Genomic DNA, 20,807 nt, shown 5'->3' on the forward strand with positions numbered 1-20,807 from the left:
CAGTGCACAGACCCTAGCGGGCGGGCCAGCCGCCCAGGATGTGGCAATACCCACACGTCGATCCGTCTCTGTTGTCCAAACTCTCCTTGGCCGAGAGCGGTCGCATGGTCCAGGATCGGACCTCATGGACCTGCTGAACACGCTGGTGGACAAGGGGCTTCGGCGCGAGCTGCCGACCCGGGACGAAGCTCTGGCCGTGCTGGCCACCTCCGATGACGATGTGCTCGACGTGGTGGCCGCGGCCGGCAAGGTGCGCCGGCAGTGGTTCGGCCGACGGGTGAAACTCAACTATCTCGTCAACCTCAAGTCGGGCCTGTGCCCCGAGGACTGCTCGTACTGCTCGCAGCGGCTCGGCTCCAAGGCCGACATCCTGAAGTACACCTGGCTCAAGCCCGACGAGGCCTCGCAGGCCGCGGCGGCCGGGCTCGCCGGGGGCGCCAAGCGGGTCTGTCTGGTGGCCAGCGGGCGCGGTCCCACGGACCGTGACGTGGACCGGGTCTCCGACACCATCAAGGCGATCAAGGACCAGAACGAGAACGTCGAGGTGTGCGCCTGTCTCGGCCTGCTCTCCGACGGCCAGGCCGAGCGGCTGCGCGAGGCGGGCGCGGACGCCTACAACCACAACCTGAACACGTCCGAGGGGACGTACGGGGACATCACGACCACGCACACGTACGCCGACCGGGTGGACACGGTCGAGAAGGCGCACGCGGCGGGGCTGTCCGCCTGCTCGGGTCTGATCGCCGGCATGGGCGAGTCGGACGAGGACCTCGTCGACGTCGTCTACGCGCTGCGCGAGCTCGACCCCGACTCCATTCCGGTGAACTTCCTGATCCCCTTCGAGGGCACCCCCCTCGCCAAGGAGTGGAACCTCACCCCGCAGCGCTGTCTGCGCATCCTCGCGATGGTCCGGTTCGTCTGCCCGGACGTCGAGGTCCGCATCGCGGGCGGCCGTGAGGTCCATCTGCGCACCATGCAGCCGCTGGCCCTGCACCTCGCCAACTCGATCTTCCTCGGCGACTACCTCACCAGTGAGGGCCAGGCCGGCAAGGCGGACCTGGACATGATCGCCGACGCCGGCTTCGAGGTGGAGGGCGCGGGCGAGGTGACGCTGCCGGAGCACCGGGTTTCGGTGGGTGGCGGGTGCGGCTCGCACGCGGACGCCGGATGCGGCTCGCACGGGGACGCCGGATGCGGCTCGCACGAGAGTGCCGGCTGCGGCTCGCACGAGAGTGCCGGGTGCGGGTCCCACGACGGGGGCTCTGTGTGCGGCTCGGGTTCTGCGGGTTCTGCGGGTTCTGCGGGTTCTGCGGAGAAGCCCGCCGACGCCCGTACGGACCTCGTCGCCGTACGCCGCCGAGGTGCCGGAACGGATCTCGCGCCCAATGCCTGACCTGTCCGTCGAGGAACTGCTCGACCTCGACCGGCGGCACGTCTGGCATCCCTACGGGCCGATGCCCGGCCGCCAGGAACCGCTGGTCGTGGAGTCGGCGAGCGGCGTGCGCCTGCGCATGGCCGATGGCTCGGGTGAACTGGTCGACGGCATGTCGTCCTGGTGGTCGGCCATCCACGGCTACAACCACCCGGTGCTCAACGACGCGGTGCGCGACCAGCTGGAGCGCATGAGCCACGTCATGTTCGGCGGGCTCACCCACGAGCCCGCCGTTCGGCTGGCAAAGCGCCTTGTCGACATCTCACCGGAGGGCCTGGAGCACGTCTTCCTCGCCGACTCCGGATCGGTCTCGGTCGAGGTCGCCGTCAAGATGTGCCTCCAGCACTGGCGCTCCCTCGGCCGCCCCGGCAAGCAGCGGCTGCTGACCTGGCGCGGCGGCTACCACGGGGACACCTGGCAGCCGATGTCGGTGTGCGACCCCGAGGGCGGGATGCACGAGCTGTGGCAGGGCGTGCTCCAGCGCCAGGTGTTCGCCGATCCGCCGCCGGTCGCCTACGAGGAGTCGTACGCCGATCAACTGCGCGAGCTGATCGAGCGGCACGCCGACGAGCTGGCCGCGGTGATCGTGGAGCCGGTGGTGCAGGGCGCGGGCGGGATGCGGTTCCACTCCCCCGCGTATCTGCGCGTGCTGCGGGAGGCGTGCGACGCGCACGATGTGCTGCTCGTGTTCGACGAGATCGCCACCGGCTTCGGCCGTACCGGCGCGCTGTTCGCGGCGGAGCACGCGGGCGTCACGCCGGACGTGATGTGCGTCGGCAAGGCACTGACCGGCGGCTATATGACGATGGCGGCGACGCTGTGCACCTCCCGTGTGGCCGACGGCATCTCGCGGGGTGAGGTCCCGGTGCTGGCGCACGGGCCGACCTTCATGGGCAATCCGCTGGCCGCCGCCGTGGCCTGCGCCTCGATCGACCTGCTGCTCGGGCAGGACTGGCAGACCGAGGTCAAGCGCCTCGAGGCGGGGCTGCGCGAGGGACTGGCTCCGGCTGCGGAGCTTGACGGGGTTCGTGACGTACGTGTCCTGGGTGCCATCGGCGTCGTCCAGCTGGACCACGAGGTGGACATGAAGGCGGCGACGGCGGCCGCCGTGCGCGAGGGCGTGTGGCTGCGGCCGTTCCGCGACCTCGTCTACACGATGCCGCCGTACGTCACGAGCGACGCCGACGTGGCACGGATCGCGCGCGCGGTGTGCGCGGCGGCACGGGAGGGATGACATGCCGGTACTGGTGATCACGGGCACGGGCACGGAAGTCGGCAAGACGGTCACGACGGCCGCCGTCGCCGCGGCGGCCGTCGCGTCCGGTCGGTCCGTGGCCGTGCTCAAGCCCGCGCAGACCGGTGTAGGTCCGGACGAGCGCGGTGACGCCGACGAGGTGGCCCGGCTCGCGGGCACTGTCACCACGCTCGAACTCGCCAGGTACCCCGAGCCGTTGGCGCCGGCGACGGCCGCGCGACGCGCCGCGCTCGCGCCGGTACGGCCTCAGGAGGTCGCGGAAGCGGCGGCCGAGCTGGCCACCGAGCACGACCTCGTGCTGGTGGAAGGTGCCGGGGGGCTGCTCGTACGCTTCGACGACGAGGGGGGCACCCTGGCGGACGCGGCACGGCTGCTCGACGCCCCGGTGCTCGTAGTCGCTTCGGCGGGACTGGGCACACTCAACACGACAGAGCTGACGGCCCGTGAACTGCGGCGCCGGAGATTGGACTTCGCCGGCATCGTCATCGGCAGCTGGCCCAGCGACGCGGACCTCGCCTCCCGTTGCAACCTCGCGGACCTGCCGACGGTGACCGACGGTCGACTGCTCGGTGCGGTGCCGGCGGGCGCGGGGGCCTGCACGCCCGCCGACTTCCGTGCGGGCGCACAGAGGTGGCTGGCGCCCGGACTGGGCGGCACCTGGGACGCGAGCGCCTTCGCTTCGGCCTACGCCCCCTGAGGGCCGTGGAACTCTGCGCCCCGTAGGCCGGGACCCCCGCGCCCGGTCAGGGGCGCGGGGGACTGCGCGATCAGCCGGAGACGACCCGCAGCCGGCGAGCTGCGACGACTTGCTCACCCCGGACACCACGGCGCGCGGCGCGTGTGGCGGACGTCCTGGGGGGACAATCACGGTAAGGCCCGTCCTCCCGGGAGGTCCGTCATGCCGCTCAGGCAAGCCGACGCAGCCAAGCTGACACGAGATCCCGTGCACCATCCGCTCTTCGCCCGCTACTACGCCCGGATCAGTGTGACCGCCGAGACGCGGCTGGGCATGGGCGGGGTGCGCGAGCGGCTGCTCGCCGGGCTGTCCGGGCGGGTCATCGAGATCGGCGCGGGCAACGGTCTGAACTTCGCGCACTATCCGAGCACCGTCTCGGAGGTCGTCGCCATCGAACCCGAGCGGCTGCTGCGGCAGTTGGCCGTGGAGGCCGCCCTGCGCTCCGACGTGCCCGTCGACGTGGTGCCGGGCGCGGCGGAGGCTCTGCCGGTCAAGAGCGAGGCATTCGACGCGGCCGTGGTCTCGCTGGTGCTGTGCAGCGTGCGCGATGTGCCGCGCGCCCTCGCCGAACTGCGCCGCGTACTGCGCCCCGGCGGCACCCTGCGGTTCTTCGAGCACGGCAAGGGCGGCGGGCGCGCGATGGCGTTCACCCAGCACGGCCTGGACCGCACCGTGTGGCCGCGGCTGAACGGCGGCTGCCACCTGGCCCGCGACCCGATCGCGGCGGTGCGCGACGCCGGGTTCGAACTCGGCCCCTACCGGCGCATGTTGATGCCCGAGAAGGGGCCGCGGCTGCCCACCTCCTACTGCGTGCTGGGCACGGCGTGGCGCCCGGACTCATAGGCTCCACTGGCGCAGCTGCTGCGCGATGTCGTGCACGGTGGCGTCGCCGCCCTTGACCAGTCGGGCCAAATCGCGCACCTGCTCGGGAGAGGTGACGACCTTCAGGCCACTGGCGACGAGATAGGCGTACGCGACGGCCGAGGCGAACATCGCGTTGGAGCGTTCGAGCGCCGGTACGTGCAGCAGGAGCTGCAGCAGCGCGGCGGCGCGGGTGTGCGGGCTGTCGTAGACGGGAATGCCGAATATCTCCGCCTCGTGCCGGCTGACGGCGGCGACGAGGGCTCCCCAGTCGGTGACCTGGGGATCTCCGGGCGTCTTCTGTTCGGCGATCATGAGGAGCCAGGCAAGGTCGACTCTGAGACTGCTCAAGGGATCAACGACGACCTTCGCGTGTGCCTTCGCGGTCCGCGCCGAACTCCTCGGCGAAGACGGACTCGTACTGCTTCATGAAATCCGCGGCGGCCTCCACGAAGGTGTGGCCCACTTCTCCGGTGTCCTGTCTGACCAGCTCTTCGATGTAGCGGTTCACGCTCATGCCGCGCTCCAGGGCTCGCTCGCGGGCGGCGCGGGCCGTGCCCTCGTCCACCCGTACGTTCAGCTGAGTCTTCGCCATACTTCGAAGCTAGCGCCGAATTGCTAGCACCGGCAAGAGGGCCACGGATGGAGGCGAAGGTGGAGAGCGCCGGTGGAGAGTGTCCCTTACACGGGTATCAGGGGCACGACCTGCGGCGGAGAACGCGCGGGACCTCGGGGGGATACCGAGTGTGCCTCGGATCACATTAGGCTCGGCCGGACAAAGGAGTCGGGACGTCCATCACCTAGGAGGCGGCCTTGTCCACACCTGCTGCGGAGCACGCGGTCGGCCGCGCTGAGGCGGATCCGATCGCTGCCCGCGCCCGCGGCCTGACGAAGGCGTACGGCTCGGGCGAGACGACGGTGCTCGCCCTCGACTCGGTCGACGTGGACATCGCGCGCGGCCGCTTTACCGCGGTCATGGGTCCGTCGGGCTCCGGGAAGTCCACCCTCATGCACTGCCTGGCGGGGCTCGACAGCGTCTCGGCCGGACAGGTGTGGCTGGGCGACACCGAGATCACAGGGCTGAAGGATCGTGAGTTGACCCGGTTGCGGCGCGACCGGATCGGCTTCATGTTCCAGTCGTTCAACCTGATCCCGACGCTCAACGCGGCGGAGAACATCACGCTGCCCATGGACATCGCGGGCCAGAAGCCCGACCAGAAGTGGCTGGACCAGGTCATCGACACGCTCGGCCTGCGTGACCGGCTCAAGCACCGGCCGGCACAACTGTCCGGCGGCCAGCAGCAACGCGTCGCCTGCGCCCGCGCGCTCGCCTCGCGCCCGGAGCTGATCTTCGCGGACGAGCCGACGGGCAACCTCGACTCGCGCGCGGGACTCGAAGTCCTCGGCTTTCTGCGCGAGGCGGTCGACGAACTGGGCCAGACCGTCGTCATGGTGACGCACGACCCGGGCGCGGCCGCCCACTCCGACCTGGTTCTCTTCCTCGGGGACGGGCGGATCGTGGACGAAATGGAGCGGCCTTCGGCAGAGGCGGTGCTGGAGCGGATGAAGCGCTTCGACGCGATCCGGGTGACCTTCGACGGCGGGGGCGGCGGATCCGCTGGGACGCCCCCTGCGGGCGCCTCGGGTGACGTACCCCTTGACAGCAGCCCCGGCACGGCGATTCCCGACGCCGGCTCCGGCGACGTAACCCTCGAGAAGGACTGAGGCGGGCGTGCTCAAAGCGACTCTGCGGAGCTTTCTCGCGCACAAGGGGCGGCTTCTGCTCTCGGCGCTGGCCGCCGTGCTGTCCGTCGCGTTCGTCGCGGGCAGCCTCATCTTCTCGGACACGGTGACCCGGACCTTCGACCGGCTCTTCGCCTCCACGTCGGCCGATGTGACCGTGGAGCCGAAGAACGACCTCAGCTCACAGATCCCGACCGGCGCCACCCAGACCGTGCCCGCTTCCCTCGCGGACCGGCTGACGAAGGTCGACGGCGTCGCCGCCACCCATGTGGACGCGGCGGTGGAGAACGCCACGGTCGTCGACAGCAAGCACGAGTCGGTCGGCCCGACGACGGGCGCCCCCACCATCGTCACCAACTGGGAGGTCACCGAGCGCAGCCCGGTGAAGCTGACCTCCGGTCATGAGCCCCGGGGCGACGGCGAGGCGCTGCTGGACGCGGACACCGCGAAGAAGCAGGACGTCCGCATCGGCGACACCCTGACGGTGCAGGCTCAGCCCGGCCCCTTCAAGGTGCAGATCGTCGGGATCGCCACCTTCACCACCACCAACCCCGGTGCCGCGCTGGTCTTCCTCGACACCCCGACCGCACAGACCAAGCTGCTCGGCAGCCCGCAAGCCGCCACGAGCATTTCCGTGGACGCGGCGCCGGGCGTCAGTGACGCCCGACTCAAGCAGCGCATCGCCGCCGAACTCGGCACGAAAACGTACGACTTGAAGACCGCCGAGGAGCAGGCCAAGTCCGCCGCCGCCCAACTGGGCGGATTCCTGGACGTCATCAAGTACGTGATGCTCGGCTTCGCCGGGATCGCCGTGCTCGTGGGCGTCTTCCTCATCGTCAACACCTTCTCGATGTTGATCGCCCAACGCACCCGCGAGCTGGGCCTGTTGCGCGCCCTCGGCGCCGACCGGCGTCAGGTGCGCCGGTCCGTGCTCACCGAGGCGCTGCTGCTCGGCCTGGTCGGTTCGACGCTCGGTCTCGCCGCGGGGATCGGGCTCGCACTGGGCCTGATCAAGCTCATGACCGCGTTCGGCATGAACCTCAAGTCGACCGAGATGGTGATCGGTTGGGCGACACCGGTCTCGGCGTACGTCGTCGGCGTCGGCGTCACCTTCGTGGCCGCGTATCTCCCGGCCAGACGCGCCGCGGGCGTCTCCCCCATGGCGGCCCTCGCGGACGCCGAAGTCGCCGGTGTGGGCCGGCCGTTGCGGGTGCGCGCCGTGGTCGGCGCGGTCGTCGGCGCGTTCGGTGCCGCCGCGCTCGCGGGGTGCGCCGCGTCGTCGAAGACCTCGACGGCCGCTTCTCTGCTGGGTCTCGGCGTCGTCCTGACGCTCATCGCCACGGTGATCGCGGGTCCGCTACTGGTACGGCCGGTGATCCGGGTCCTGGGCGGGGCCTTCCCCGCGGTCTTCGGCTCCGTCGGCCGGATGAGTCAGCGCAACGCGCTGCGCAACCCCCGGCGCACGGGCGCCACCGCGGCCGCCCTGATGGTGGGCCTCGCCCTGGTCGGTGGAATGTCCGTGGCCAGCGCGTCCATGACCAAGTCCTTCGACCACCAGATCGACAAGACACTCGGCGCCGACTTCGTGATCCAGAACAGCAACTTCGTGCCGTTTCCGCGGGACCTCACCGACAAGGTGCGCGGCACCGAGGGCACCGGGCTCGTGGTCCGCCAGCGGTTCACGCCGGTCGCGGTGCGGCTGCCGGACGGCAGGCGCATCGAGACGACCGCCGCGGCCTACGATCCCCGGCTGGACGACGTCGCCCACGTCACGTACGCGCAAGGGAACACCGCGGCGGCGCTCGGCGACGGTCATATCGCCATGGACGTGAAGTTCGCGAGGGAGCACGACGTGCACGTCGGCAGCGTGATCCCCGTCGAGTTCCCCGCCAAACGGAAGACCGAGCTGACGGTGGCGGCGCTCACCGACCAGGACGCCGCCGAGGGCTTCGGAATGCAGGGCGGCCTGTACTTCGGCTTCGGCACCATCGAGAAGTACGTGCCCGGCGGACAGGACTCCGCGCTGTATGTGAACGCGGCCTCGCGTACCGGCGCCGACCAGCTGCGCACGCGACTGGAGAAGACGCTCGACCCGTATCCGCAGGCAAAGGTCCTCGACCAGTCCGACTACAAGAAGCTGATTCACGATCAGATCGCCGTACTGCTCTACCTGGTGTACGCGCTTCTCGGCCTCGCGATCGTCATCGCGGTGCTCGGCGTCGTCAACACCCTCGCCCTGTCGGTCGTGGAACGCACCCGCGAGATCGGGCTGCTGCGCGCCATCGGGCTCGCCCGGCGCCAGCTGCGCCGGATGATCCGCCTGGAGTCGGTGGTGATCGCCGTGTTCGGGGCGGTCCTCGGCCTGGCGCTGGGGATCGTCTGGGGTGTGTGCATCCAGCAAGTACTCGCGCTGCAGGGCATGAAGGCGCTCGCCATCCCCTGGGCGACGATCATCGCGGTGGTGGTCGGTTCGGCGGTCGTGGGCATCGTGGCGGCGCTGCTGCCGGCGTTGCGTGCGTCGCGCATGAATGTGCTGGCGGCGATCGCGCACGAGTGAGGTATTCGCGTCAAATCGCCTCCGGAGAAGGAGAGTTCATGCCGCGCCCCTTCCGTTTCGGCGTCAACCTGCTCAGCCCCGCAGCCGAGGACGCATGGCGCGCCAAGTGCCGTCGGGCCGAGGAACTCGGCTACGACGTCATCACCGTGGCCGACCACCTCGGCATGCCCGCCCCGTTCCCGTCCCTGGTCGCCGCCGCCGAGGCGACCGAGCGGCCCCGCCTCGGCACGTTCGTGCTCAACACGGGCTTCTGGAACCCCACCCTGCTGGCCCGCGAGGTGGCCACCACGGACGCGCTGACGGGCGGGCGTCTCGAACTCGGCCTCGGCACGGGCTACGTACAGGCGGAGCACGAGACCGCGGGCCTGCCCTGGGGTTCGCCGCGCGAGCGGGTCGACCATCTCCTGCGCACGGTGGAGGAGATGGACCGGCTCCTCGGTTCGGAAGCACTCCCCCACTCTCGGTCGCGCTCGAGCGGGGGGACCGCCATGCCGCAGGCGGTGCAGAGGCCTCGGGTCCCGCTGCTCATCGGCGCCAACGGCGACCGGATGCTGCGACTCACCGCCGAGCACGCGGACATCGCGGCCTTCACCGGCGCGCGCACCGTGGAGGGCGGCACACTGGCGCCCCTCACGGACGGGGAACTCGATGAACGCGTCACCCTGTTCAGGGAGGCTGCCACCGGGCGCAAGGAGCCCGCCGAGCTCAATCTGCTGATCCAGATCGTCACCGTCACCGACGACCCTGCTGCCGCCGTTCAGCCCTGGCTGCCCCGCATTCCTCACCTGACCGAGCAACAGGTCCTGGAACTGCCGATCGTGCTGGTGGGCACCTTGGAGCAGATCATCGAGCAGGTGCGGGCGCATCGGGAGCGGTACGGATTCTCGTATCTGACGGTGCTGGAGCCGAACATGGAGGCATTCGCCCCCGTCGTCGAGGCGCTGTGTGGCGAGTGACGTCCGGATACTGGAAATTCCGTAGCGCGGGCGAGGGCCCGTGATGGGATCGCGGCATGACTGACCCGCGCATACGGGCCGCGACGCCCGATGATCTCGACGCCGTGCTGGCCTTCTGGAAAGTGGCCGCCGAGGGCACCAGCATCAGTGACGACCGGGACGGCGTGGACCGGATGATCGCCCGCGATCCGGAGGCGCTGATCCTCGCCGAACAGGACGGCGAGCTGGCCGGCACGGTGATCGCGGGCTTCGACGGCTGGCGGTGCCATCTGTACCGTCTCGCGGTGCACCCCGAGCGGCGGCGCCTCGGTATCGGCGCGGCACTCCTCGCCGCGGCCGAGGAGCGTTTCGTACGGCTCGGCGGCCGCCGCGGCGATGCGATGGTGCTCCAGCGGAACGAGACCGCGCAGCATGCGTGGCGGGCGGCCGGGTATGCCCCCGAGGAGCAGTGGCGCCGCTGGGTGAAGCCGCTCATCGACTAGACCCACCGTCGACGAGAGCACTTTGCTGATCCTTTACTATTGGAGGGTCACTCGGTCCTCCAATGAAAGGTGTGAGCGTCCGCCCATGGGCGAGCCTCCCAGTACCCGACATCGCGCGATCCCCCCGCCCCTGGCCGACCATGGGACGGAGGTGACCCGATGACCGAAGTGCTCCTCCTCCTGGTGGCGGTCCTGCTCTCACTGGCCTGTGGCGCCTTCGTCGCCGCGGAGTTCTCCCTGACCACGGTCGAGCGCAGCGAGCTGGAGCGGGCCGTCGAGCGCGGTGAGCGCGGCGCGTCCGGCGCCCTCAAGGCCGTACGGAATCTGACCTTCCAGCTGTCCGGCGCCCAGCTCGGCATCACGGTCACCAACCTGGTCGTCGGCATGCTCTCCGAGTCGTCGATCGCCAAGCTCATCGCGGGTCCGCTGGAGTCGATCGGCGTCCCGCCCTCCGCGTCGAACTCGGTGGCCCTGGTCATCGGCACAGCCCTGTCGACGCTCTTCCTGATGGTCGTCGGCGAACTCGTGCCCAAGAACTGGGCGATCTCTTCGCCGCTCGCGGTGGCCAAACGAGTGGCGACGCCGCAGCGCTGGTTCAGCGCCGCGTTCCGCCCGTTCATCACGCACCTCAACAACTCCGCGAACCGCATCGTGCGGCGCTTCGGCCTCGAACCCGCCGAGGAACTGGCCTCCGCGCGCGGGCCCCAGGAACTGGTGGCGCTCGCCCGGCACTCCGCCAAGCTGGGCGCCCTCGAGGCGGACACCGCCGAGCTGTTCGTGCGCACGCTGAACCTGGCCGACCTGACCGCGGAGAACGTGATGACACCGCGTGTGCAGGTCATCGCACTGGATGTGCAGGCCACCTGCGAGGACGTGGCGAACGCGACACGGGCGACCGGACTGTCCCGCTTCCCCGTCTACCGCGGCAATCTCGACTCGGTCGTCGGCATCGCGCACATCAAGGACGCACTCGCCGTGCCCGCGGACCGAAGGACCCGTATGTCCGTCTCCCCGATCATGCGTGAGCCGCTGTTCGTGCCGGAGTCACTGACCGTCGACCGGTTGCTCGACCGGCTGTCCGGCAAGCGCACCATGGCCATGGTCATCGACGAGTACGGCGGCACGGCCGGCATCGCCACGTTGGAGGACATCGTCGAGGAGGTCGTCGGCGAGGTGCGGGACGAGCACGACCCGCACGAGACGCCCGATCTGGCCCCTGCGGGCACGGACGGCGAGGGCCGGGCGCTGTACTCGGCCGACGGATCGGCCCGCACCGACCAGCTGGCGCGGGTCGGGCTGCGCGTGCCCGAGGGACCGTATGAGACGCTGGCCGGTTTCATGGCGGCCGAGCTCGGCCGCATTCCCGCCATCGGGGACACCGTCCAGGTCGTCGGGTGGCTCCTCGAAGTGGTGGACGCCTCGGGGCGGCGCGCCGCGCGCGTGCTGCTGCACGCGCCGCACGGCGAAGAGGAGGGTGAGCGATGACCGTCGTACAGCTGCTGATCGGCCTTGCGACGCTGGTCGTGAACGCTTTCTTCGTGGGCGCCGAGTTCGCGCTGATCTCGGTGCGGCGCAGCCAGATCGAGCCGCACTCCGAGCGGGGTGACCGGCGGGCGCACAGTGTGCTGTGGGGTCTGGAGCACGTGTCCGCGCTGCTGGCCGCCGCGCAGTTGGGCATCACCCTGTGCACGCTGGTCCTGGGCATCGTGGCCGAGCCCGCGATCGCGCACCTTCTGGAGCCGGTGTTCCACGCGGTGGGCGTCTCGCAGAGCGCGGGTCACGCGGTCTCGTTCGTCATCGCGCTCACTCTGGCCACGTATCTGCACATGCTGCTCGGCGAGATGGTGCCGAAGAACATCGCGCTCGCGGAGCCGGTGCGCAGCGCACTGCTGCTCGGCCCGCCGCTGGTCGCGCTCTCGCGCGCGCTGCGCCCGGTGATTTTCACGGTCAACGCCTTCGCGAACGGGCTGCTGAAGCTGCTGCGGGTCGAGGTCAAGGGCGAGGTCACGGCGACCTTCTCGGACGACGAACTGGCCCGGCTGGTCAAGGACTCCAGCGCGGCCGGACTCATCGACGACCGCGCCCAGGAGCGCCTGCACGACGCGCTGGAACTGGGCCGCCGACCCGTGCGCGACGTCGTCCTGCCCGTGGAACGCGTCGTCTACGCGCGCGTGGGCGTCACGCCGGAGGAACTGGAAGGGCTGGCCGCCGAGTCCGGCTTCTCCCGCTTCCCCGTCGTCGACGAGGGCCGGCACATCGTCGGCTACCTGCACGTCAAGGACGCGCTCGACGCCATGCCGCGCGACGTGCCGTTCCGGGTGCAGGACATGCGGTCCATCGCCCGCGTCCGGGAGAGCACTCCCCTGGACGACGTGCTGACGGCCATGCGGCGCAGTCGTACGCACCTCGCGGCGGTCATGGGCAGCGACGGGCGGCTCGCGGGGCTGGTGACCATGGAGGACGTGCTGCGGGAGTTGTTCGGGCAGCCGGCGTGAGCACGCCGGGCCACCGGGGCGTCGGCCCTCGGTGGCCCGACCGACCGACGGGTATGCGGTCGGGATACCATCCTTTCCGCCATGCAGACGAATGCCACCTACACCAGTCTTGTCGCGGTCGGCGACTCCTTCACCGAGGGCATGTCGGACCTCTTGCCCGACGGCTCCTACCGCGGCTGGGCCGACCTCCTCGCCGCCCGGATGGCGGCACGGACGCCCGGCTTCCGGTACGCCAACCTCGCGGTGCGCGGCAAGCTGATCGGGCAGATCGTCGACGAGCAGGTGGACGTGGCAGCCGCGATGCGGCCCGACGTGATCACGCTGGTCGGCGGGCTCAACGACACGTTGCGACCCAAGGTCGACATGGGACGCGTCCGCGGTCTCCTGGAGGAGGCCGTGGAGCGGCTCGCCCCCGCCTGCAAGCAACTGGTCCTGATGCGCAGCCCGGGCCGCAACGGCCCGGTACTCGAGCGCTTCCGGCCGCGCATGGAGGAGCTCTTCGCCGTGGTGGACGACCTGGCGGAACGGCACGGTGCGCTCGTGGTCGACCTGTACGGGGCGCCCTCGCTCGCCGACCCCCGTCTGTGGGACGTGGACCGGCTGCACCTGACGGCGGAGGGACACCGTCGCGTCGCCGAGGCGGTGTGGCAGACACTCGGGTACGAGCCGAAGGACGCCCAGTGGCATACGCCGATGGCGGCCACGGCGCCGCCCGGCTGGGTCGCTCGCCGCACCGCCGACGCCCGGTTCGCCAAGCAGCACCTGCTGCCGTGGATAGGCCGGCGGCTGACGGGCCGTTCCTCGGGGGACGGACGCCCGGCCAAGCGGCCGGAGCTGCTGCCGTACGAGGAGCCGGCGGGGTAGACATACGGCGGAAGGGAGCCGCATGCCCACCACCGTGATCAATCTCAAGGGCCGCATCCACGACTTCGGCCCCCGGCTGGAGAAGGCTCCGGCCGACCTCGTCTACATCGGCCGGCGCTGGACCATCGGCCACTGGGACCTCCCGCGGCATCCGCTCTACAACCCGTTCGCGCCCGACACCCCCACCAAGAAGCGCGACGGCCCGCGGCCCGAGGTCATGGAGAAGTACCGGGCGTATCTCCTCGAACGTCCCGAGCTCCTCGCCCAGGTGCCCGCCCTGCGCGGCAAAACCCTGGCGTGCTGGTGCGCGCCCGAGTTGTGCCACGGCGACATCCTGGCCGAGCTGGCGAACGCCTCGTAGACCGGCCGGCCTCGGGCCGTCACTCCCGTGGCTGTCACCGATGGCGTCGGCGCGCCTCTGCCTGCTTTCTGGACCGAGAGGGGAATCGGGAAAGAAGGCGAGCGTCGATGGAGCCGAAGGACGAGCGGCTGAGGACGCCGCGGGCCGCCGGTATGGCGGGGGCGGTGTTCGCGGTCCTGCTGGCGACGGCGATCGTACTGGTGCGGATCGCCATCCCCGCGGGGAACGCCGCCGACGCGAAGATCGATCCGGGCGAGCGGTGGGCGGTGCGGGTGGCGCTCGAGATCCTCCCGTTCGCGGGAATCTTCTTCCTGTGGTTCATGGGCGCCCTGCGCGCACAGGTCGGGGACGCCGAGGACAGATTCATCGCCACCGTGTTCCTGGGCAGTGGACTGGTCTTCGTCGCCACCATGTTCGGGGCCGGCGCCGCGGCGGGCACCGTACTGAATGAGACTCAGCCCTCCGGCTTCGGCCGCCACTTCGCGTACGCGCTCATGACGACGTACGCGCTCCGCATGGCGGCCGTGTTCGTCTTCACCACCTCGACCATCGGGCACCGCCTCGGCGTCTTCCGACGTCCGATCGCCGTCCTCGGGTACCTGGTGGGTCTTGTCCTGCTCGTCTTCGGGTCCGGCCTTCCCTGGTCCGAACTGGTCTTCCCCGCCTGGGCACTGGTCGTCAGCGTCCACATCCTCCGCGTCGGTCCTCGCGAGCCGCTCCCTGCCGGGGGCTCGCGGTGAGCATGCCCCCAACGGGTGCCCCGGCGCGCGCCTGCACACCCCCTCGCGCATGCTGAGGTGGAGGGGGCGAGAAGGGGACACGGAAGGGCTGATCCTCGGTGAGGCTTGTCGTCGATCTCAACCGCTGCCAGGGATACGCGCAGTGCGCGTTCCTCTCGCCTGACGTGTTCGCCATGCACGGAGACGAGTCGCTGCTCTACAACCCGCTCGCCGAGGAGGAGAGGCGCGAGGAAGTGGCGAGAGCCGTCGCCGCGTGCCCCGTTCAGGCCATCCTCGTGGACGCGGACACCTCGGACGAGGCCCCCGGAGGCGCCCGGTGAGCAGTGACGGATCTCTGGACCGGCTCAAGCGCGAAGGGCGCATCGTCGTCGTCGGGGCTTCCCTGGCGGGGCTGCGGGGCGCGGAGACGTTGCGCGAGGAAGGGTTCACGGGCTCGCTCACAATGATCGGGGACGAGCCGTACGAGCCGTACGACCGCCCCCCGCTGTCCAAGCAGGTCCTGCTGGGCAAGGCGACAGCGGACCGCACGCTCCTTCCCCGGCGCCGGGCGATCGACGCTCAGTGGCGTCTCGGGGTGCCGGCCACCGGTCTCGACATGGCGGCCAGGCGGGTACGGCTGGCCGACGGCGACGAGGTGGGGTACGACCGGCTGCTCATCGCCACCGGTGTACGGGCCCGCCCGTGGCCGAAGGAGGACGAGGCGGAGCTCGAAGGCGTGTTCGTCCTGCGGACCCGCGACGACGCCCACGCCTTGGAGCGCGCGCTGGCGCAGGGACCGCGCCGCGTGCTCGTGATCGGCGCCGGATTCACCGGCTCGGAGATCGCCTCCGCCTGCCGGGAACGCGGGATCGCGGTCACCGTGGCCGAACGGGCCGACGCCCCCCTGGTCGGAGCGCTCGGTGGAGTCATCGGCCAGGTCGCGGCCGCGCTGCATCGCGAGAACGGCGTCGACCTGCGCTGCGGTGTGATGGTGACCCGCCTGGAGGGCGACTCCACGGGTCGCGTCCGCGCCGCCCACTTCTCCGACGGGAACTCCGTCGAGGCGAACGTGGTGGTCGTATCGCTCGGCGCCATGCGCAACACCGAATGGCTCGCCGGATCCGGACTCGGCGCGGGCCCCCGTGGCATCGCCTGTGACGCCGGCTGCCGGGCCTTCGACATCCGGGGCATCGTCACCGACGACATCTATGTGGCGGGCGACGTCGCCCGGTCCCCACATCCGCTGTTCGGATACCAGTTCCTGTCTCTGGAGCACTGGGGGAACGCCGTTTCCCAGGCCGAGACCGCAGCGCACAACATGATGAGTGAAAGCACGGACCGCCGCCCCCACATCTGGGTGCCCGCCTTCTGGTCCTCCCAGTTCGGTGTGAACATCAAGTCCGTCGGGGTGCCGACGATGGGGACGGAGATCCTCATCGCGCAGGGCGCCCTCAACGAGCGCAGATTCACCGGCGTGTACGGGTATCAGGGGCGCGTCATCGGCGCCGTCACCTTCGACCAGTCGAAGTGGCTGCAGTTCTACCAGCAGCAGATCGAGACCACAGCGCCGTTCCCCCCGCCGTACCTCACGGTGGACCGCCGTCCGGAGGGACAACACCCGATGGACGCCGACTTCCCCGACCCGTCGGTGCCCACGCACGGCCCGACCGTCACTCTCAGCGGATATTCGCCGGCCGACCGGCGGATGACGTTCACCCCCGCCGTGCACTGATCCGACGCTCACGAGGACGCACCATGGACATCCTGCGGCAGATCATCGACCACACCAACCGCGCCAATCCGTATCCGCTGTACGAGCAGCTCCGCAAGACGCCGGTGTACCACGAGGCGGACGGGCCCTACGTCGTCAGCACGTACTACGACATCCAGAGTCTTCTGCACGATCCGCGGGTCAGCTCCGACGTGCGCAATCTCAAGTCGTCGGCGGCCGATCCGCTGGCCTCCGACGAGCAGGAGGGGTCGACGCTGCCACCGAGCTTCCTGCGGCTCGACCCTCCTGAACACGACCGACTGCGGCGTATGACGAACCGGCCCTTCGGTCCCCCGCACTCCCCACGGCGCATCTACGACATGCACGACGACCTGAAACGCATCATCTCCGGGCTCATCGACGGTATCGACGCCCCGGATCGGATCGATCTGGTCGACCAGGTCTCCTATCCCTTCCCCGTGACCGTGATCTGCCGACTGCTGGGAGTGCCGCGCGAGGACGAGAGGCGTTTCCACACCTGGGCGGACACCCTCGCCGCCAGTCTGGACCCCGTCATGGACGCCGATCGCGAGGAGCGCGACAAGATCGCGCAGAATGCCCGCACGGAGCTGGGCATGTATCTGGCCGGGCTCATCGAGGAACGCCGCAAGAAGCCGGCCGACGACATGTTGTCGGAGCTGGCCACCTCGCACGGGCCGGACGGCGCCATGACGACGATGGAGGCCCTGACCACGTCGGTGCTCCTGTTGATCGCCGGCCACGAGACGACGGTCAACCTCATCACGAACGGCATGCTGACCCTGCTGCGCAACCCCGACGTCCTGCAACGGCTGCGCGAGGACCCGAAACTGTCCGTCCCCATCGTCGAGGAGTTGCTGCGCTTCGAACCACCGGTGCAGCTGGTGCCGCAGCGCAGCACCCTCGCCGACATCGAGGTGCGCGGCGTCACCGTCCCCAAGGGCGCGTCGCTGTGGCTGGTACTGGCAGCGGGCAACCGCGATCCCGACCGCTTCGAGCATCCGGACCGGTTCGACCCGGACCGCGGGGACATCCAGCATCTGGGCTTCGGCAGCGGCATCCACAGCTGCTTCGGCGCCCCGCTGGCCCGGCTCGAGGCACAGCTCGCGCTGAGCGAGCTGGCCCGCAGGCTGGAGAACCCCCGGCTGCTGGAGGATCCGCCGCCCTACCGGCAGAGCGCGGTCCTTCGCGGCCCGCGCCATCTGGCGATCGCCTGTGACGGCATCCGTCCTTAGAGCTTCACCACACCGGCTCGGGCTCTCTGAGCTGTGTGGACGTACAGAGCCCCACCGTACGCCGGGTAAACTCCCTACACGTGACTGCCGCGCCCGCAAAGCCCCGTATCCCCAACGTCCTCGCCGGACGCTACGCCTCCGCCGAGCTCGCCACGCTCTGGTCCCCCGAGCAGAAGGTGAAGCTGGAGCGTCAGCTCTGGCTCGCCGTGCTGCGAGCCCAGAAGGACCTCGGGATCGAGGTGCCGGACGCCGCCGTCACCGACTACGAGCGCGTCCTCGACCAGGTCGACCTCGCCTCGATCGCCGAGCGCGAGAAGGTCACGCGGCACGACGTGAAGGCACGGATCGAGGAGTTCAACGACCTCGCCGGACACGAGCACGTGCACAAGGGCATGACGTCCCGGGACCTCACCGAGAACGTCGAGCAGCTGCAGATCCGGCTCTCGCTGGAGCTGGTGCGCGACCGCACGGTCGCCGTCCTGGCGCGCCTCGGCAAGCTCGCGGGCGAATACGCCGAGCTGGTCATGGCCGGCCGCTCGCACAACGTGGCCGCCCAGGCCACCACCCTCGGCAAGCGCTTCGCGACCGCCGCCGACGAACTGCTCGTCGCGTACGGCCGGGTCGAGGAGCTGCTCGGCCGCTACCCGCTGCGCGGGATCAAGGGCCCGGTCGGCACGGCGCAGGACATGCTCGATCTGCTCGGTGGGGACGCGGCGAAGCTGGCGGACCTGGAGCAGCGCATCGCCCGGCACCTCGGCTTCTCCCAGGCCTTCACCTCCGTCGGCCAGGTCTACCCGCGCTCGCTCGACTACGAGGTCGTCACCTCTCTGGTGCAGCTGGCGGCCGCCCCGTCCTCGCTCGCCAAGACGATCCGGCTGATGGCCGGGCATGAGCTGGTCACCGAAGGCTTCAAGCCCGGCCAGGTCGGCTCGTCCGCGATGCCGCACAAGATGAACACCCGCTCCTGCGAGCGCGTCAACGGCCTGATGGTGATCCTGCGCGGCTATGCGTCGATGACCGGCGAGCTGGCGGGCGACCAGTGGAACGAGGGCGACGTGTCGTGCTCGGTCGTACGCCGCGTCGCGCTGCCCGACGCGTTCTTCGCGCTGGACGGCCTGCTGGAGACCTTCCTCACCGTCCTCGACGAGTTCGGCGCCTTCCCGGCCGTCGTCGCGCGCGAGCTGGACCGCTACCTTCCGTTCCTCGCGACGACGAAGGTCCTGATGGGCGCGGTGCGCGCGGGCGTCGGCCGCGAGGTCGCGCACGAGGCGATCAAGGAGAACGCCGTCGCCTCCGCGCTCGCCATGCGTGAGCAGGGCGCCGAGCGCAACGAGCTGCTCGACAAGCTCGCCGCGGACGAGCGCATCCCGCTGGACCGCGCTCGGCTCAACGAGCTGATGGCCGACAAGCTGTCCTTCACGGGTGCCGCCGCCGACCAGGTCGCCGCCGTCGTCGGCCGTATCGAGGACATCGTGAAGCAGCACCCGGAGGCCGCGGGCTACACGCCGGGGGCGATCCTCTGACGCGGCTCACCCCCGCGGACCTGGAGGCCGCCCGCGACCGGCTCGTGCCGGATGTCGTCGCGGACGGCCTCCACGTTCTGTTCTGCGGTATCAATCCGGGTCTGATGACGGCCGCCACCGGCCATCACTTCGCCCGGCCCGGCAACCGCTTCTGGCCGGTGCTGCACCTTTCCGGGTTCACGCCCCGGCTCATGAAGCCGTCGGAACAGGGCGAGTTGCTCTCGTACGGGCTCGGCATCACGAACGTGGTGGCGCGCGCGACCGCTCGGGCCGACGAGCTCGGCGCCGAGGAGTACCTCGAGGGCGGGCGGCTGCTCCGCGCGAAGGTGGAGCGACTGCGGCCGGGGTGGCTCGCGGTGGTCGGCGTGACCGCGTACCGGGCGGCGTTCGGCGAGCGAAGGGCTCAAGTCGGCCCGCAGGAGCGGACGATCGGGGCCAGCCGGGTGTGGGTGCTGCCCAACCCAAGTGGGCTCAACGCGCATTGGACGGCGGCGACGATGGCGGAGGAGTTCGGTCGGTTGCGGGAGGCCGCGCAGGCTCTCTGAGTCAGGGTGGGTCTATCTCCGTGACCACGGCCAGGAGCTGGAACGGCAGTTCCTTGTCCCACTGCGAGATGCCGAGGGCAACCCAGCGGTCGTGCCCGTCCGCCTTCCAGAGGTGCACGTCGGGCACATGGGAACTCAGGATGCCCCATGGCTCGGGTATGTCCTCACCGTCCATCGACCGATCGAAAACGCTCGACAAGGTGAAGACCTGCGGACGGCCCCAGCGACGGGTGAGCAGCTCCGAGAGGCCGTCCCGATCTGCCTCGTACTGCGCCTCCGTCTCCTCGCGTGCCGTGCCGTCGTCCTCCCAGAAGTCCTCGCTCGTCACTAACTCGGCGATGTGATAGCCGGGTCCGCCGGTGCCGACGTCCGACCGGCCGCGCTCCGCGGGGAAGGCCTCGGAGCACAGCCGCACGATCGTGGCGAGGTGCAGCGCGCTGGTCATGAGATCCAGTAAAGCGGCTGCCACTGACAATTGGTGTGTCGTCAGTACGGTCCAGTGGCGTCAGGCGTCGCGACGCCGCAGGCTCCACGCGCCGGCCGTCAGGGCTGCCGCAGCCCAGGCCGCGGTCACGGCGAGCCCCGTCCAGGGCCCGAGGGCGCCGTCCCACGTCTCGTGGAGCACCACCTGTCCCGCCTTGTCCGGCAGGAAGTCGGCGACACTGCCCGAGGCTCCCCCGACGACGAACGACACGATGAGGAGGAACGGGATCAGAATGCTCAGGGTGGCGACTCCGCTGCGCAGAACGGCCGCGAGTCCCGCCGCGAGCAGCGCCATGAGCGTCAGGTAGAGGCCGCAGCCGACCACTGCGCGGAGCCCCTCGCCCCAGGTCAGCCCGTTCGCCCTGGTCCCGAGGACCGCCTTGCCCACGATCAGGCTCACACCTCCCGTGACCAGGCCGACGACGAGCGCCGGTACGCCGATGGCCACCGCCTTGGCCGCGAACCACCGCACTCGGTCCGGGACCGCGGCGAGCGTGACGCGCAGGGCGCCTCCCTGGAACTCGGCCGAGACCGCCTGAGCGCCGAAGGTGATCGCCGCGATCTGTCCGAAGCTGACGCCGAAGAACGCCGAGAACAGCGGGTCGAAGTCCTGGTCCCCGGAGTCGTCGAGACCGGCGAGCGCGGAGAACGCCGTGGTGGCGAGGAGGACGGCGGCCAGTCCCCACAGGAGCGACCGCAGCGTACGGATCTTGATCCACTCCGCGCGGAGTACGGGTGCGAAGGTCGCTGAGAGGCCCCCTCGGGCTGTGTCCGTCTTGGGCAGGCCTCTTGCGGCTGCGTCCGTCATGG

General features: G+C 70.4%; 22 protein-coding genes. 18 read left to right on the plus strand and 4 right to left on the minus strand.

Annotated elements, in window-relative coordinates; translation table 11 throughout:
• The first annotated feature begins 124 nt into the window (after positions 1-124).
• The 4 genes from bioB (at position 125) to OG390_RS07995 (ending at position 4,266) form a co-directional block, all read left to right on the plus strand.
• Positions 125-1,393, plus strand: coding sequence for a biotin synthase BioB (bioB, locus tag OG390_RS07980; RefSeq protein ID WP_406166201.1), 1,269 nt, complete (start codon positions 125-127; stop codon positions 1,391-1,393).
• A complete protein-coding gene (locus OG390_RS07985; protein ID WP_406166203.1) occupies positions 1,386-2,666 on the plus strand; it encodes an adenosylmethionine--8-amino-7-oxononanoate transaminase in 1,281 nt (426 codons plus the stop codon). Before bioB ends, OG390_RS07985 begins: the two co-directional genes overlap by 8 nt.
• A gap of 1 nt (position 2,667) precedes the next feature.
• Entirely contained in the window at positions 2,668-3,384 is a 717-nt protein-coding gene (gene bioD, locus OG390_RS07990) for a dethiobiotin synthase (RefSeq protein WP_406166205.1), read from the plus strand.
• A gap of 201 nt (positions 3,385-3,585) precedes the next feature.
• Entirely contained in the window at positions 3,586-4,266 is a 681-nt protein-coding gene (locus OG390_RS07995; protein WP_406166207.1) for a class I SAM-dependent methyltransferase, read from the plus strand.
• Here the strand turns inward: OG390_RS07995 and OG390_RS08000 are convergent.
• Positions 4,261-4,635, minus strand: coding sequence for a fic family toxin-antitoxin system, toxin component (locus OG390_RS08000; RefSeq protein ID WP_399079910.1), 375 nt, complete (start codon positions 4,633-4,635; stop codon positions 4,261-4,263). The two genes, OG390_RS07995 and OG390_RS08000, sit on opposite strands and share 6 nt — an antisense overlap.
• A gap of 4 nt (positions 4,636-4,639) precedes the next feature.
• Positions 4,640-4,879, minus strand: a complete 240-nt coding sequence (locus OG390_RS08005) for a toxin-antitoxin system antitoxin component (protein ID WP_028800409.1) — start codon at positions 4,877-4,879, stop codon at positions 4,640-4,642.
• Between the two features lie 218 nt (positions 4,880-5,097).
• On the opposite strand from OG390_RS08005, the gene OG390_RS08010 reads away from it, so the two are divergent.
• From OG390_RS08010 to mug, 14 genes are all read left to right on the plus strand, one after another.
• Positions 5,098-6,009 (plus strand): ABC transporter ATP-binding protein, encoded by a 912-nt coding sequence (locus OG390_RS08010; RefSeq protein ID WP_406166209.1) that lies wholly within the window; start codon positions 5,098-5,100, stop codon positions 6,007-6,009.
• Between the two features lie 7 nt (positions 6,010-6,016).
• Positions 6,017-8,584, plus strand: a complete 2,568-nt coding sequence (locus OG390_RS08015; protein ID WP_406166211.1) for an FtsX-like permease family protein — start codon at positions 6,017-6,019, stop codon at positions 8,582-8,584.
• Between the two features lie 38 nt (positions 8,585-8,622).
• Positions 8,623-9,540 (plus strand): LLM class F420-dependent oxidoreductase, encoded by a 918-nt coding sequence (locus tag OG390_RS08020; protein ID WP_406166213.1) that lies wholly within the window; start codon positions 8,623-8,625, stop codon positions 9,538-9,540.
• 56 nt (positions 9,541-9,596) lie between these two features.
• Positions 9,597-10,022, plus strand: a complete 426-nt coding sequence (locus OG390_RS08025) for a GNAT family N-acetyltransferase (protein ID WP_399079918.1) — start codon at positions 9,597-9,599, stop codon at positions 10,020-10,022.
• Positions 10,023-10,181: 159 nt separating this feature from the next.
• Positions 10,182-11,507 carry a hemolysin family protein gene (locus tag OG390_RS08030; protein ID WP_406166215.1) on the plus strand — a complete coding sequence of 442 codons (1,326 nt, stop codon included), beginning with the start codon at positions 10,182-10,184 and terminating at the stop codon, positions 11,505-11,507.
• Entirely contained in the window at positions 11,504-12,517 is a 1,014-nt protein-coding gene (locus tag OG390_RS08035; protein ID WP_406166217.1) for a hemolysin family protein, read from the plus strand. The genes OG390_RS08030 and OG390_RS08035 overlap by 4 nt, the downstream gene beginning before the upstream one ends.
• Positions 12,518-12,598: 81 nt before the next feature.
• Positions 12,599-13,381, plus strand: a complete 783-nt coding sequence (locus OG390_RS08040; protein WP_399079924.1) for an SGNH/GDSL hydrolase family protein — start codon at positions 12,599-12,601, stop codon at positions 13,379-13,381.
• Between the two features lie 22 nt (positions 13,382-13,403).
• The gene (locus OG390_RS08045) at positions 13,404-13,742 is read left to right on the plus strand and encodes a DUF4326 domain-containing protein (protein WP_406166219.1); all 339 of its coding nucleotides are present in this window, start codon (positions 13,404-13,406) and stop codon (positions 13,740-13,742) included.
• A 107-nt stretch (positions 13,743-13,849) separates the two neighbouring features.
• Positions 13,850-14,482 carry a hypothetical protein gene (locus OG390_RS08050; protein WP_406166221.1) on the plus strand — a complete coding sequence of 211 codons (633 nt, stop codon included), beginning with the start codon at positions 13,850-13,852 and terminating at the stop codon, positions 14,480-14,482.
• Positions 14,483-14,580: 98 nt separating this feature from the next.
• Positions 14,581-14,802, plus strand: coding sequence for a ferredoxin (locus OG390_RS08055; protein WP_406166223.1), 222 nt, complete (start codon positions 14,581-14,583; stop codon positions 14,800-14,802).
• A complete protein-coding gene (locus OG390_RS08060; protein ID WP_406166225.1) occupies positions 14,799-16,193 on the plus strand; it encodes an NAD(P)/FAD-dependent oxidoreductase in 1,395 nt (464 codons plus the stop codon). The genes OG390_RS08055 and OG390_RS08060 overlap by 4 nt, the downstream gene beginning before the upstream one ends.
• Before the next feature lie 23 nt (positions 16,194-16,216).
• Positions 16,217-17,446 carry a cytochrome P450 gene (locus OG390_RS08065; protein ID WP_406166227.1) on the plus strand — a complete coding sequence of 410 codons (1,230 nt, stop codon included), beginning with the start codon at positions 16,217-16,219 and terminating at the stop codon, positions 17,444-17,446.
• Between the two features lie 80 nt (positions 17,447-17,526).
• Complete coding sequence (gene purB, locus OG390_RS08070) at positions 17,527-18,969, plus strand: adenylosuccinate lyase (RefSeq protein ID WP_406166229.1); 1,443 nt, start codon at positions 17,527-17,529, stop codon at positions 18,967-18,969.
• Between the two features lie 44 nt (positions 18,970-19,013).
• A complete protein-coding gene (gene mug, locus OG390_RS08075) occupies positions 19,014-19,514 on the plus strand; it encodes a G/U mismatch-specific DNA glycosylase (protein WP_406166231.1) in 501 nt (166 codons plus the stop codon).
• A 1-nt stretch (position 19,515) separates the two neighbouring features.
• Here the strand turns inward: mug and OG390_RS08080 are convergent, their stop codons facing one another.
• Together OG390_RS08080 and OG390_RS08085 are read right to left on the minus strand one after the other, a co-directional pair.
• Positions 19,516-19,959 carry a hypothetical protein gene (locus tag OG390_RS08080; RefSeq protein WP_406166233.1) on the minus strand — a complete coding sequence of 148 codons (444 nt, stop codon included), beginning with the start codon at positions 19,957-19,959 and terminating at the stop codon, positions 19,516-19,518.
• A gap of 60 nt (positions 19,960-20,019) precedes the next feature.
• A complete protein-coding gene (locus tag OG390_RS08085) occupies positions 20,020-20,805 on the minus strand; it encodes an ABC transporter permease subunit (protein WP_406166234.1) in 786 nt (261 codons plus the stop codon).
• Between the last annotated feature and the right edge of the window lie 2 nt (positions 20,806-20,807).

It is taken from the genome of Streptomyces sp. NBC_00996 (genome assembly GCF_045162675.1).
Lineage (GTDB): Bacteria > Actinomycetota > Actinomycetes > Streptomycetales > Streptomycetaceae > Streptomyces.